General features: G+C 48.4%; 10 protein-coding genes. All 10 read left to right on the forward strand.

What is annotated here, in order from left to right; genetic code table 11:
* On the forward strand, positions 1-3,549 hold the full coding sequence (gene mfd, locus FO446_RS00710; RefSeq protein WP_173612095.1) for a transcription-repair coupling factor: 3,549 nt from the start codon (positions 1-3) through the stop codon (positions 3,547-3,549).
* A 40-nt stretch (positions 3,550-3,589) separates the two neighbouring features.
* Positions 3,590-4,657 (forward strand): peptidylprolyl isomerase, encoded by a 1,068-nt coding sequence (locus FO446_RS00715; protein WP_173612094.1) that lies wholly within the window; start codon positions 3,590-3,592, stop codon positions 4,655-4,657.
* A gap of 235 nt (positions 4,658-4,892) precedes the next feature.
* Positions 4,893-5,435, forward strand: coding sequence for a stage V sporulation protein T (spoVT, locus tag FO446_RS00720; protein ID WP_173612093.1), 543 nt, complete (start codon positions 4,893-4,895; stop codon positions 5,433-5,435).
* A 108-nt stretch (positions 5,436-5,543) separates the two neighbouring features.
* A complete protein-coding gene (locus FO446_RS00725; protein WP_237899765.1) occupies positions 5,544-7,208 on the forward strand; it encodes a putative polysaccharide biosynthesis protein in 1,665 nt (554 codons plus the stop codon).
* Positions 7,209-7,217: 9 nt separating this feature from the next.
* Positions 7,218-8,690, forward strand: a complete 1,473-nt coding sequence (gene mazG / locus FO446_RS00730) for a bifunctional methyltransferase/pyrophosphohydrolase YabN (protein ID WP_173612167.1) — start codon at positions 7,218-7,220, stop codon at positions 8,688-8,690.
* Positions 8,677-8,970 carry an RNA-binding S4 domain-containing protein gene (locus FO446_RS00735; RefSeq protein WP_012683879.1) on the forward strand — a complete coding sequence of 98 codons (294 nt, stop codon included), beginning with the start codon at positions 8,677-8,679 and terminating at the stop codon, positions 8,968-8,970. The genes mazG and FO446_RS00735 overlap by 14 nt, the downstream gene beginning before the upstream one ends.
* A 110-nt stretch (positions 8,971-9,080) precedes the next feature.
* Positions 9,081-11,216, forward strand: a complete 2,136-nt coding sequence (locus FO446_RS00740) for a GDYXXLXY domain-containing protein (RefSeq protein ID WP_173612091.1) — start codon at positions 9,081-9,083, stop codon at positions 11,214-11,216.
* Between the two features lie 139 nt (positions 11,217-11,355).
* Positions 11,356-13,389, forward strand: a complete 2,034-nt coding sequence (locus FO446_RS00745) for a copper amine oxidase N-terminal domain-containing protein (RefSeq protein WP_237899767.1) — start codon at positions 11,356-11,358, stop codon at positions 13,387-13,389.
* A 185-nt stretch (positions 13,390-13,574) separates the two neighbouring features.
* Positions 13,575-13,859, forward strand: a complete 285-nt coding sequence (gene yabP / locus FO446_RS00750) for a sporulation protein YabP (protein WP_007726414.1) — start codon at positions 13,575-13,577, stop codon at positions 13,857-13,859.
* Positions 13,856-14,428 carry a spore cortex biosynthesis protein YabQ gene (gene yabQ / locus FO446_RS00755; protein ID WP_173612089.1) on the forward strand — a complete coding sequence of 191 codons (573 nt, stop codon included), beginning with the start codon at positions 13,856-13,858 and terminating at the stop codon, positions 14,426-14,428. The genes yabP and yabQ overlap by 4 nt, the downstream gene beginning before the upstream one ends.

A 14,428-nucleotide genomic window follows, 5' to 3' on the forward strand; every position in this document is an offset into this window, starting at 1 on the left:
ATGCAAGTCATCATTAACCCGATGAAACAGGACACGAACGTCGGGACAATCGTGGCTGGTTTGGAGAAGGGGCTACATGAGCAGCTTGTCTCTGGCTTGGCTGGTTCCGCGCGACAAGTATTGATGGCGTCATTGCAACAAATGTCAGATCGTCCGGTCTGCGTAGTGACGCATAACATGTACCAAGCACAAAAAGTATACGAAGATTTGATCGAGTTGGTTCCCTCTGATCAGGTGTTGCTTTATCCCGGTAATGAGCTGATTGGCTCTGAGCTTGCCATTGCCAGCCCTGAAATGCTGGCGCAGCGAATTCATGTATTCAACCGTCTGGCCCAAGGCTTTACGGGTTTTTTGGTTGCACCTTTTGCTGGCTTGCGTCGTTTGGTCGTTCCTCCGCAGGTATGGAAGGAAGCACAGATTCAGTTGTCCGTCGGTGATGAGCTTGATATCGAATCCTTTTTGCTCCGATGTATTGAGCTTGGCTATGAGCGAGTGGACATGGTCGAGCGCAAGGGAGAAATGAGTATTCGCGGTGGAATTATCGACTTGTATCCGATCGATTCAGAGTGGCCGGTGCGGATTGAGCTTTTTGATGTGGAGATCGACTCGATCCGTACATTTGACATGCTCTCTCAACGTTCATTGGAATCCGTCCAGACGTATGTTCTTGGTCCAGCGAAAGAAATGATTGCTTCGACTCCGTTATTGCAGGAATCGGCTGTTCGCCTAGAACAAAAGCTGGGAGAAACCCTCGCTAATTTGAAGGATGGGGCTGCCAAGGAAAAAGTCATGGAGCGAATCGGCTCTGATGCAGAGAGAATGAAGCAGGGACAGCGTTTTGCGCAGCTGTATTCGTACATCTCTGTCATTTACCCGACTGGCGATACATTATTGTCCTATATGCCTTCCGATACCTTGCTGATCGTTGATGAGCCTTCTCGCGTGTTGGATACGGCAGCGCAACTGCAAAAAGAAGAAGGGGAATGGCTGACAGGACGCATCGTCCAGGGCGAATATATGTCCAATCTCAGCCTGTCGCGTACGTACGACGAGATCGTGTCGACGAAAAAGCGCCAGATTGTTTACCTATCCCTGTTTTTGAGACAATCACCGAAGACTCAGCCGCAAAACATCGTAAATCTGACTTGCCGTACCATGCAAAACTTCCACGGACAGATGAACGTGCTGAAAACAGAGCTGGCCCGTTGGAAGAAGTCTCAGGATCAGATCGTCTTTGTCGCAGCTGATTTGGAGCGTGCGAAGCGACTGGAGCGTGTCCTGCATGACTACGAAATGGAAGCCGATGTTTTAACAGAAGCAGTGGAAACGGTGCCTCCAGGGCGTCCTACGATCATTTTAGGAAACCTCCAGACAGGTTTTGAGCTGCCGCTAAACAAGCTGGTTGTTATTACGGAAGGTGAAGTATTTACCGCGAAACAGCGCAAGGCGCGCAAAGTTCAGCAGACGATGAACAACGCGGAGCGTATCAAAAACTACCTCGAACTAAAGCCCGGTGATTTCGTCGTGCACGTGAATCACGGGATTGGAAAATACCTTGGAATTGAAACCAAAGAAATTCTCGGAATTCATAAAGATTACCTTCATATTCAATACGCAGCAGGAGACAGTCTGTTTGTTCCGATTGATCAAATCGACCATGTGCAGAAGTACGTGGCGAGCGAAGAGGCACAGCCGAAGATCTACAGCTTGGGCGGCAGCGAATGGAAACGCGTCAAAAACAAAGTCCAGTCGTCTGTAAAGGATATCGCCGAAGATTTGATCAAACTGTATGCAGCCCGCGAATCGGCTGTCGGTCATACATTCTCTCCCGACACGGCAGAGCAGCGTGAATTTGAGGCGATGTTCCCGTATCAGGAAACACAAGACCAGCTCCGCGCGATTTCGGAAGTGAAAGCGGACATGGAGCGCAAACGCCCGATGGATCGCCTCGTTTGTGGAGACGTGGGTTACGGGAAGACAGAGGTTGCGATTCGTGCTGCCTTCAAGGCTGTCATGGACGGAAAACAGGTAGCCGTTTTGGTTCCAACTACGATTCTGGCGCAACAGCATTACGAGACGTTCCGTGAGCGTTTTGCGGAGTATCCGATCCGCGTGGAGGTATTGAGTCGATTCCGTTCGCGCAAAGAGCAGAACGCCACACTAAAAGGACTGAAGGAAGGCACAGTCGATGTTGTCATCGGTACGCACCGTCTGCTTTCCAAAGACCTGACATTCCGCGAGCTCGGTCTGTTAATCGTAGACGAGGAGCAGCGCTTCGGTGTGAGTCACAAGGAAAAGCTGAAGCAAATCAAAACAAATGTGGATGTCATGACTCTGACCGCTACGCCGATTCCACGTACCTTGCACATGTCGATGCTCGGTGTGCGTGATTTGTCTGTCATTGAAACGCCGCCAGAAAATCGTTTTCCGGTACAGACGTATGTGATGGATTACAGCCCTGCTTTGGTTCGCGAAGCGATTGAGCGTGAGATGGCTCGTGATGGGCAAGTGTTCTTCCTCTACAACCAAGTACAGGGAATCGAACAGATGGCGGAGCAGATTTCCATGCTCGTTCCTGACGCGCGCATCGCTGTAGCGCATGGACAGATGAACGAAAGCGAGCTGGAAGGCGTCATTCTCGACTTTTTGGAAGGGAATTTTGACGTGTTGGTCAGCACGACTATCATTGAGACCGGGGTGGACATCCCGAACGTCAATACGCTGATTATTTACAATGCAGACAAAATGGGCTTATCCCAGCTGTATCAGCTGCGTGGACGTGTAGGTCGTTCCAATCGAATTGCGTACGCTTACTTTACGTATCAACGGGACAAGGTGCTGACAGAGGTAGCGGAAAAACGCCTGCAAGCCATCAAGGAATTTACCGAGCTCGGCTCTGGTTTCAAGATCGCGATGCGAGACTTGTCCATTCGTGGAGCTGGTAATTTGCTGGGCGCGGAGCAGCATGGTTTTATTAATACGGTCGGATTCGACTTGTACAGCCAGATGCTGAAAGAAGCCATTGATGAGCTGAAGGGCGAAGTCAAACAAGAAATTGTCACACCTGTGGAGATCAATCTGCAACTGGATGCCTATATTCCGTCGATGTACATTACGGACAGCCGACAAAAAATCGAGATGTACAAAAAGTTTGTCGCGGTGTCTACATTGGAGGACGTCGACGATTTGGCAGAAGAGCTGCTAGACCGTTTTGGACCAGTTCCGAAGCCAGTTGATAATCTGCTGACCATTTCCCGTTTGCGTGTGTATGCCTTAAAGCACCACATCACCGAAATTAGCCAAAAGAATCCAGACGAGATAAAATTGGTCCTGCACCCTAGCCAGAACAACAACATCGATGGTGGAGCGCTGTTTGCGCTTACCAGTAACTGGAGCAAGAGGGTAGGGCTGTCGGGTGGACAACAGATCACGATTGCTGTTAAAGTAAAGGGGTTAAAGGAAGATGAGGGCGTGCAGTTGGTTGAAAAGCTGCTGCGTCAATTTCACCAGGTGCGAAGAGACACCGGTACGGAGAGTCCTGTGTCATAACTGACAAAATGGGCTTGCCCGGGAAGGGAGAACCTTATTTATGAAACGTTCTGTAGCGATTCTATCTTCGGCTGTTCTGGTCGTGGCACTCATGTCTGGTTGCGGCGGAAAAGCAGAAGAAGCGAAACAAGAAACAAAAACTCCAGCGAATCAGACAGATGGCAGCAATCAAGCTGCTAACGATCCTTTGGTACAATTCCCTAAACTCACTCTGCCTTACGCAGCAGACCAGAAAGCGGTCGTTGTGGAGTATCAAGGAGGAACTGTAACAGGAAAAGAGTTCGAAGAGTTCCTGCGTGTCATTAACTTCATGAACCCACAACAAGGTACCATGATTGAAATGGCTGATAGCAACTCACTGAAGGCTTTTGCTCGTGAGTATACAGCTACCAAGGTTTTGGCTAGCCGTTCCGACGATGCCATGAAAAAAGAGTCCAAAGAACTCGCTGAGAAAACTTTCGAGAAAATCAAAACGCAGTACATGGGCTTTTTGGGCAAGGATGAAGCTAAGTTCACCAAGCTCATGGAAGGCCAAGGCGTAACCAAGGATATGATCGTCAATCAGATGGACCTGATCAACCAGTCCATCAATGTAATGAAAAAGAATATCGATGATGCTACGCTGAAGCAAACCTATGATCAAATGGACAAAGCTTCCCGTACGGTTGCTTCTGTTCGCCACATTCTGATCTCTACCGAAAAGCGCACACCAGAAGAGGCGTTGAAAATCTCCAACGACTTGGAAGCGCGCCTGAAAAAGGGTGAAGACTTCGCGAAGCTGGCAACAGAATTCACAGATGACCCAGGCAGCAAGCAGTCTGGGGGCTTGTACGAAAATGCGGATGTAACGCAATGGGTGCCAGAATTTAAAGAAGCATCCCTGACACAAAAAGTCGGTGAAGTTGGCCCGCCAGTAAAAACTAATTTTGGTTACCATATTATTAAGGTCGAGAATCGCAAAGAAAAGACCTTTGATGAGATGAAAGAACAGCTCCGCGCAAGTTCTTTGGAGAAAGCGTACGATACTTTCGGCAAGAACGAGCTGGACAAGCTCATTACGAAATTCAACATCCCGCAGTCCAAAAATGATGCTCCGGCAAAGAAATAAGAGGTCCGCAGAAAAACAGGGAATTCGTTTCCCTGTTTTTTCGTTTTCTCGCATATTCTTCAAACGTGGGCAAATACTATTATCACTCGCTACCACCCGGGGGAGAGTAATTGAAGTAACTGGCAAAAATTGATACCATCACCCATAGTTAAAATTAGAATTTGAGGAAAAAATACAACTAACCAACCACCATCTATTCACTACCCACTTCTCAGGGAAAGCGAGGCAACAAGACATGAAAGCAACTGGTATCGTTCGTCGAATTGACGACCTCGGTCGGGTCGTGATTCCTAAGGAGATTCGTCGTACACTGCGCATTCGTGAGGGCGACCCGCTTGAGATTTTTGTGGATCGTGACGGAGAAGTCATTCTCAAAAAGTATTCACCGATTGGAGAGTTGGGTGATTTTGCAAAAGAATACGCCGACTCTTTGTATGAAAGCATGAATCATACCGTACTGATTTCAGACAGGGATACTGTCATTGCGGTGGCAGGGGCCTCCAAAAAGGAATACTTGGAGAAACCAATTGGTAGCATTGTTGAGAAATGCTTGGAGGAAAGAAAGACCAGACTGGAGAAAAACGCAGGCTCTTATGAAATTTGTCGTGATTTGAACGAGGCGATGGGCTCGTTCGTCATCGCACCGATTGTTGCAGGAGGCGATCCAATCGGGTCCGTGATCCTCCTCAACAAAAACGAGTCAACCAAGATGAGTGATTTGGAGATCAAAATGTCGGAAACAGCGGCCGGTTTCCTGGCAAAGCAGATGGAGCAGTAGGATAGCTCAGCAAAAACAGCCTCGTACCCCGGGGCTGTTTTTCTTGTGCCTATGGCCTTGTGGTATAATGAACGAAGTTTTAGGTTGGAGAGGAGAAATTTCACGCACATGGCTCAAGAAAAGGCTTCCGTTCAATTTGTGAAAGGCGCGGCGATACTTGGAATTGCCGGTCTTGTCTCCAAGCTTTTAGGCGCTGTATACCGCATCCCATACCAAAACATTGCCGGAGATATCGGCTTGTACGTATATATGCAAGTATACCCGCTGTACACCGCGTTGTTGATTCTAGCGACGGCGGGTTTCCCCATTGCCATCTCCAAGATCGTCTCAGAGCGCGTCGCTGTCGGAGATGCGATCGGGGCGCGCAGGGCGTTTCGAGTAGCCAGTATATCGCTGGTCGTTCTCGGGATCTTTTTCTTCTTACTGTTATATGGAGGGGCACCTATTATTGCCAGTATGATGGGTGATGAGCATTTGATTACCCCGCTCCGAGCAGTGGCTTGGTCACTGCCATTGGTGCCGATGGTTGCGATCTTGCGCGGCTATTTTCAAGGGCATCAAAATATGATGCCGACTGGCGTCTCTCAGGTCGCTGAGCAGTTCATTCGCGTGATTTTCATTCTGGTTGCTTCATTCTGGGCGATGAACGTGTATCAGGACCCTTACCTGGCTGGTACAGGTGCCGTTTTTGCTGCTTTTCCAGGTGCCATTGCTGCTATTCTCGTCTTGCTTTGGTATTGGAGAGCGGACAAAAAGATGGGGCAGCTGTCCGTCGGTCAAGTTCAGCAATCGGCAGCGAAACCATGGACCAATCGTCAAATACTGCGTCATCTCTTGACCTATGCCGTTCCGATTTGTATGGGCGCATTGGTTCTGCCGCTTGTTCCGCTTGTAGACTCGATGACCGTCGTCAATATGTTGCAATGGAGCGGGACCCCGGAGGATTTGGCCAAGCTTTTGAAAGGTGCATTTGACCGTGGTCAGCCACTCATTCAGTTTGGTACATTCTTCGCCACGTCCTTGTCGCTAGCATTAGTGCCTGCGATCAGTGAAGCCGTTGCCCAGCGTCAGCATCAATTGATCTCTCACCGTTCCGAAGTCGCGATTCGACTGACCTTCCTGTTGGGATTGCCTGCCTCCTTTGGACTTGCTCTGTTGGCGGAGCCGATCAACGTCATGCTCTATGGAGACAGCAACGGTACTGAGGCCCTCGCTGTACAGTCCTTCACGATTCTTTTCGCTACGGTGAGTATTGCCAGCGCGGGTATTTTGCAAGGCTTGGGACGTGTAATGCGACCTGCCCGCAACCTGTTTATTGGTGTACTGGTAAAGCTCATCCTCAATCTCGCGCTCGTCCCGTTCTGGGGTATCTCTGGTGCAGCAGTGTCCACCGTTTTAGCTTATTTAGTCGCCATGGGACTAAACGTTCTAGCGGTCATCAAATACACGGGAGCACACATCGGATTCCGCCAAACGGTGAAAAGGCCATTCGTGTCTGTCGTGGTGATGTCGATTGTCGTGCTGATTGTGGAGTGGCTCGCTAATACAGTGCTCGGCAGTGCCGGACTTTCAAATCGTTTGTTCTATACGCTGGTAGGCTTGATTGCTGTCGGTTCAGGAGCATTGGTCTATTTGCTGGCGCTTTTGAAAACAGGCGGACTCAGGAGAAACGATATTCAATTTTTGCCAAAAGGAAAGCGAATTGCTTCGCTGTTAACGAAATACAAGCTCCTCCCAGCGGAGAAAGCAAGAATGAACGAAAAGGAGGCGTGACAAGTGGAAATGAAGAATAAGACCATTACCGTAGTCGGTCTTGGTGCCGGGGATTTGGACCAACTCCCTTATGGCATCTATCGTACGCTCAGAGCTGCCAAACAGCTGTATTTGCGCACGAAAGAGCATCCAGTTGTAGCCGAGTTGATCGCAGAAGGCATCACGATTGAGTCCTTTGACGACGTATATGAGCAGCACGATACATTTTCCGATGTGTACACCGATATTGTGGAGCGGCTTTTTTCACGGGTAAACGAAGCGGGCAGTCTTGTTTATGCCGTGCCAGGTCATCCTTTGGTGGCGGAACGTACTGTGCAGCTGTTGTTGGCAGAGGGACCAAACCGTGGCGTAGAAATCGAAATTGGCGGCGGACAGAGCTTTATCGATCCGTTGTTTGCCCGCCTACATATCGACCCGATCGAGGGATTCTCTTTGCTGGATGGGACCGCACTCGCTGCTCATCAAGTATCACCGGGTCTGCATACGATTATCGCGCAAGTGTACGATGCGTTTGTGGCCTCTGATGTAAAGCTGACCTTGATGGAAGTGCTGCCGGACGATTACGAGGTGACGGTAGCGACAGCCGTAGGGGTAGCGGGGCAAGAAATCATTGAGACAGTGCCGTTGTATGAACTGGACAGACTCGATCATTTCGGGAATTTGTCTCTGGTGTATGTACCCCCGACGAAGGACGAGAAGGTATCGTACCGCCAATTCTCCTACTTGAAGGAGATCGTGGCGATCCTGCGCAGTCCGGATGGATGCCCGTGGGATCGCGAGCAAACACATCAAAGCATCCGCAAAAACTTGATTGAAGAGACATACGAGGTTCTGGAGACGATCGACGACGATGATCCAGATGCGATGTGTGAGGAGCTGGGTGATTTGTTGATGCAAATCATGCTCCATTCGCAGATGGCAGCCGAAGACGGATATTTTTCGGTAGATGATGTTGTCGCGACGTTGAATGAAAAGCTGGTTCGTCGTCACCCGCACGTATTCGGGGAAAAGAGCGCGAATGATTCCGAGGAAGCGCTGGCGAATTGGCAGGAAATCAAAGCACAGGAAAAAGCAGCAAAAGGCATCGATGTAACGGTTCAATCACAGTTGGCGGGAGTACCGCGCGACTTGCCAGCACTGATGTATGCGTACAAGCTGCAGAAGAAAGCAGCCCAAGTCGGCTTTGACTGGGACGATATTGCAGATGTGTACAAAAAGGTAGAAGAGGAATACCGCGAGCTGCAAGAAGCATCAGAGGAAGAACGCGCTGGCGAGTTGGGTGATTTGCTATTTGCGGTAGTCAATCTGGCGCGCTTCCTCGGGCTCGATCCGGAGGAAGCCCTCGCATTGACCAACAACAAGTTCAAGAAGCGCTTTTCCTATATTGAAAGCAAGCTGCAAGAAGCGGGCCGTACCTTTGAGCAGACGGACCTGCAAGAGATGGACAAATGGTGGGAGGAAGCCAAACATGAGACTCGATAAATATTTGAAAGTGTCTCGACTGATCAAGCGACGCACGCTTGCAAAAGAAGTGTGCGACAAACAGCGTGTGGAAATCAACGATCGTCCTGCAAAGGCGTCCAGTAACGTGAAAATCGGCGACAAGCTGGCAATCCGCTTCGGACAAAAAATCGTGTCGGTAAAAGTAGAGGACATCAAAGAAAACCCGCGCAAGGAAGAAGCGGCTTCGCTGTATACCGTCATCGGCGAAGTTCCCGTTCCGCGTGATGAAAAAGAAGAAGACGCCTACCTCAAAGGGTAATGTTCAAACGAAAAGAGACTGCCGGGATGGCAGTCTTTTTTTAGGCTTTTTTCCCAACCAAAGGATATAATGAGAGTACCTGAAGGCATTTCCGAAGGGATGTGTGCTGTATGCAACAAAATGGGGTTCGAACGGGTTACTTTTTGTCCATTTCGCTTCTGTTATCATCTATCCTATACTTTTTTGCTTCGAACTGGCCGCTTATGGTCAGGGAACAAAAAATCGGCGTCAGTGTGGCAATCCTCGTTCTTTTTTATGTATTATCCTATGGACTGCGTTTCATCAAACGACATTCGTTTTTGAGCAATTGGCTACTGGTGGCTGGAGGCTTGGCTTTTGGCATCAGTGTGGCTTTGTTGGGGCAAATATACAATTCACATGCCGACAGCTATATGCTGTTCGTCGTATGGCTCATACCGAATTTGCTGTTCGCGATTTTCACGCGCTATCAGCCATTCTATGTCATCAGCTATGTCCTTGCTCATTTGGCGATTTACTTCTTTCTCCATCCATCCGTCATTCATGTAGCGCGTGAAGACGAGTGGTGGTTCATGATTTTTTGGTTGATTGCGTTGGGGAATATGGTCCTGTTTTGGTTAACCTCTACGGGGAAATGGCATTCCAAGCCGATTTGCTACTTATCGTTTCTGACGTTTTCTCTCAGCCTTTTCGGTTCATCCTTCACCGAAGTATATGGTCCGCTCCCTGAGGTTTTATATGTCCTGACGGGCGGGATTCTGTTTGTTACGTTTTTAAAATGGGTGCCGAGTCGCGGGTTTCTGATTGTGACGGCCTCGCTGCTCTCGCTGTTTGTACTTGTTAATTTTATATCCTATATGGTGAAGTATTTCTCAGAGAGCTTCTTTGTTTTGATGCTGCTGCTGACTGTACTCATTGTTTGGGGAGCAGTTGCAGGGATTAATTGGCTGCGCAAGGAATCAGCGCATCAAAAAAGCAAATGGGTGGTGTTTTTTCAAGAGGCATTCACGGTTCTCGTCACCACTATCGCCGCATCCATTGGAGCTATATCGATAGCAGGTCTGCTTTTTCTACTCATTGAAGAAGAAACAGTAATTGATTTGCTGTTTTTCCTTTCATTAATTGGCTTTATTGGTCCTGTAGTGTTTATGAGCCGGATGAATGCAACGGTACGATATACGTTGCTCACAATGGGGTATATATTGGGTGTCGGTTCTGTTCTGTTTTTAGAAGGAGCGTACTGGATCGTTTTCCTGTTGGTACTGTTATACGTCTGGAAAGCTGTCTCTGCCATTCCGGCGCGGCTTTTGACACAGCTGACTTTTTTAGTCGTCCTGGCTACGAAGCTGAATGAGTACCTGCCGTCCTTTGAATATGTACTCTTGATCATCTTTGTTGCGCAGCTGGCGATGTATTACGTAAAGCAATTGCCGGTCGTTTTGCAAAATAGCTCGTTGGTGTACGCCTTACTCTCGCTTTTGATCCTGACGGAGGAAGGGTTTCAATCGGGCTCCATGGATGTAGTCGTGAATTTGGCTTTTTTCACAGTCAGCACGTATTTGCTGTACCGGACATTGCATCAGCAAAATAAGGTGAGATTCGGAATCGTGCTCGGTTTCTGGTTTGCCTTTCTCCTCATGAAGTACTACGACATGCTATGGAGCTTGCTGCACAAGTCACTGAGCCTGCTTCTGCTCAGCCTGGTGTTTTTTATCGCTACTCTGTGGTGGGATCGAAGGGCAAAAATCGAGTGGCCGAAAAGCGAGCCTCCCCTTTTCGTGAAAAAAGCGCTTGTGTTGCTTCCTGTCATTTTGCTGCAATTTGCTTTGATTGGCTATCAAGTATGGAGCAGTGAGACAATACTGGCCAACGGAAAAACAGTGAAGCTGGAGCTAGTCCCAATCGATCCGCGTTCGTTGCTCCAAGGTGATTACGTCAGACTTGGCTACACCATATCTACATTGGACCATGTACAGGTTGACTCAGGGGATAAGATTCGAGTCGTACTCCGCCAACAAGCAAATGGCTTGCACAGCTACAGTGGCTTTTATGAGCTTAATGGTCGATGGAATCGGGCCTACGATCCTCAGCCAGCGGATGTGATCATCAATGGAAGCACAATCGGTGGCGATCGAGTGGAATATGGCATAGAAAGCTATTTTGTCCCAGAAGGAACCGGACTTGATGTCGAGCGGAATGCCAAATACGCGATCGTAAAAATTGGCGAGAAAGGCGATGCCATTCTGGAGAGCCTGTCGAACCAGTAGACATTTCAAAAGAAGAAGCTGCCTGTGTCATCGGGCAGCTTCTTTTGCGTGAAGGAAATCATTCGTTACCAGTCTGTAACCCTTTCCTGCCGAACATTTCCTATCATAGTAGGGAACTTTAGAGAAGGAGGCGTTACCGTTGAACAAAAGCGTAAACAAAGGGATCTCAGTGCTGCTGGCCACTGCGGTACTGGCAAGTCCATTGATGCTCGAGCCAAAAGCGGCTTATGCTCTCTCTATCGAGGATGTTTCTGCAGACAGTACACGTGCGGACGAGGAAACAGAATATACGATTGAGTTTGAAATCAATAAGGACCTATCATCGGGAGACAGTATTTTCGTTAGATTCCCATCCGAATATTCGGTCGACAAAAAATTGAAAAAATCGGACGTCACATTAGAAGATGATGACGATGACGAAATTTCGATCGACAGCGTATATGTAAGCAAGAATGTGGTCGAGATCGAAGTCGATGAGAAGATCAAAAAAGGTACCGTACTTACACTGACCATTGATAATATCACCAACCCGGAAGACAAGGGCAGCTACGAAATCGAAGTAAAAACAAGTTCGGAAACCAGCTACAAGGGCGACAAGATAACAATCGGCAAATCTTCGTCTAGCAGCAGTAGCAGCAGCAAGGGTGACTTCGAGGCTTCCCATAGCAGTAAAAATGCCGAGGACACCATCTCCTTAACGCTCGGAAAATTTAATCTCTCTTCGAAAAGCAAGCTGAAAGAGGGCAAATACATTTATGTCAATTTCCCCTCCAAGGACATGCTGCCAAAGAGCATCAGCAAATCTGATGTGAAGGTAAACGGGTACAAACCGGATTACGTCTCGATTCTCGACAGCGACTCGATTCGAATTGAGATTCCGAGTGGTGCAGACGGAGATAGCTACATAAAGCTGGAGTTTACCTCTTCTGCGGGGATTGTAAACCCGTCGAAGCCAGACAAGTACTATTCGTATGAAGTTGAATATGACAGCAAGGAATACAAGTCAAAAGATGTAGAGATTACAAACACAAGCAATACGCCATTCACCGTTTCTTTGTCGGACAGTTCAGCGGGGGCGCGTACGAGCTATACGTTTGATATGGATCTTTCCTCCAAGCTGGGGTCGAACGTAGAAATCGAGGTCGAATTCCCAAGTGGGGTAACCGTGCCGCCGATTCTTACCAGCAACAACGTCACCGTAAACGGTGCTCAAGTGACGAATGTAAGCGTGTTGGGGAATAAGGTTTATTTCCGCACACCTTACGGATTCACTAGTACGAATCGTGCGAGCATCAAGTTTGCATTCGAAGGCTACTTGACCACTCCGAGAACAGCGGGAACGTATACCGTGACGGCTAAAGTCGACAACAAGACCTATAAGTCGAAGGAATTTCAAGTTTCCGGAGTGACTCCACCAGTCGCGGTGGATAATACATTGGCAACAGTTGGGCTGACGAGAGCGACTGCCTCTACTCCTGCTGGTATTTCAATCGGCATCAAAGCAATGGGTGCTCCGATTGTTCGCAATCAGAGCTTCATTGAGGTCGTACTCCCAGTTGGATTCCGTGTTCCAGCCTACTTGCCAGCGAACACAGTAACGGTAAACGGTGTGGCCGCTAGCTTTGTTGGTGTACGCGGACAAAATCTGATTATTATTCCTGCCCAGGATATTCCGGCAAAAACAGCAGCTCAGGTCAATATCGCCGAGACAGCTGGCATTGTGAATCCGGCTACTCCAGGTGTGTACAGCATTGGCGTCTACAACTCCGAGGAGAGAGGACTGCTATTCTCCCGTCCGGCGACCATCGTGTCGCTGAATGGCGTGAGCTTCAAGCAGAGCGTCGCTTCCTTTACGAAGGCTGGTAAAACAACCGGACTCGCAGTGGCACCGTATACCGTAAATGGCAACACGCTAATGCCAACTACGTTTTTCCGTGATGCCCTCGGATTTTCAATCAGCTACACCAAAACAACTGCAAAAGTTGTGAGCGGCAATACAGTCATGCAATTCAAGGTCGGTTCAAACGTAGCGACCGTCAATGGCAAAAATGTAACACTACCTGCAGCGGTTCAGCTGAAAAACAACGTTCCTACCCTGCCTCTAAAAACCATCACGGAGCGTACCGGTTACAAAATCATCTATGTGAACGGGAACTACACTGTTTACAAGTAAATAGCAGTTTGGCAAAAGCCCCGTATACGTACGGGGTTTCTTTTGTGAAAAACATCTCGATGTTTTTTCATTAGAGTTAATGCGACCGCTTGCGGTCAACAAAAACGGCTTTGACCGTTTTTGTTCTAAGAGGACATCCCTCCCCATACGATAGTACAAGAAGGGTACGTGAGGAGGGAGTAATTATGAACGATCACACGAGACGGCCACGTCATGAAGTCGTGATGATTAATCGTCGCAGCTTAGCGATTTCGGGAGTAAAAAACGTCGAAAGCTTTGACAGCGAAGAATTCCTCTTGGAGACGGACGGCGGCTTTTTAACCATACGAGGCCAAAACCTGCATATGAAAAATCTGAGTCTGGAAACCGGAGAAGTAGCGATCGAGGGGCTTGTTCACGAGATGGCCTATCTGGAGCAAGGGCAGGCCGGCGATCGGTCGAGAGGATTCTTCGGCAAGTTATTCAAGTGAACATCGCCATTCAGTTGCAGACGGTATTGGCCATGTCGATGTGTGGTGCCCTGATGGGTATGGGATTCGATACGTACCATGTATTTAAGGGCAAGGCCAGGCTGCCACTCTGGTTGGTCTTTTTCTTTGACATCCTTTTTTGGGTGGGCAGTATGGGCGCTGTCTTCTTGATTTTGGTGAAAGTGAACGACGGGATTATTCGGTTTCCGATATTTTTTGGAATGATATTTGGCGCGTGGTTGTATTTCTTAATAGGTAGTAAGAAGTATATCCTTTTCTTGCACCGCGTGATAAAATTCTGTCAGTGGTTTTACCGTACGGTCGTAAAAATTATAGACATCCTGCTAGTACGTCCTGTGCTCTTTCTTTTCCGGGTGATCATCATGGTGCTGACATTTTTGTATTCCGTGTTGCTCGCGATCCTCGGCTTTTTGTGGAAAGTGACGCGTTTTGTCACCTCTCCTTTTGCCAGATGGGGTCAACATTTGGGGAAAAAAATGTATGGAAAAACAACAGGATTTTGGACCAATTGGAAGAATTGGTTTCACTCAAAGAAAAAGCGGGAGTAG

Source organism: Brevibacillus brevis (genome assembly GCF_022026395.1).
In the GTDB taxonomy this organism is placed as follows: domain Bacteria; phylum Bacillota; class Bacilli; order Brevibacillales; family Brevibacillaceae; genus Brevibacillus.

Coding starts and splice junctions, on each gene's coding strand:
- spoVT (WP_173612093.1), top strand. CDS start 4,893: ATGAAAGCAACTGGTATCGTTCGTCGAATTGACGACCTCGGTCGGGTC.
- FO446_RS00725 (WP_237899765.1), top strand. CDS start 5,544: ATGGCTCAAGAAAAGGCTTCCGTTCAATTTGTGAAAGGCGCGGCGATA.
- FO446_RS00715 (WP_173612094.1), top strand. CDS start 3,590: ATGAAACGTTCTGTAGCGATTCTATCTTCGGCTGTTCTGGTCGTGGCA.
- FO446_RS00740 (WP_173612091.1), top strand. CDS start 9,081: ATGCAACAAAATGGGGTTCGAACGGGTTACTTTTTGTCCATTTCGCTT.
- FO446_RS00735 (WP_012683879.1), top strand. CDS start 8,677: ATGAGACTCGATAAATATTTGAAAGTGTCTCGACTGATCAAGCGACGC.
- mazG (WP_173612167.1), top strand. CDS start 7,218: ATGAAGAATAAGACCATTACCGTAGTCGGTCTTGGTGCCGGGGATTTG.
- mfd (WP_173612095.1), top strand. CDS start 1: ATGCAAGTCATCATTAACCCGATGAAACAGGACACGAACGTCGGGACA.
- yabP (WP_007726414.1), top strand. CDS start 13,575: ATGAACGATCACACGAGACGGCCACGTCATGAAGTCGTGATGATTAAT.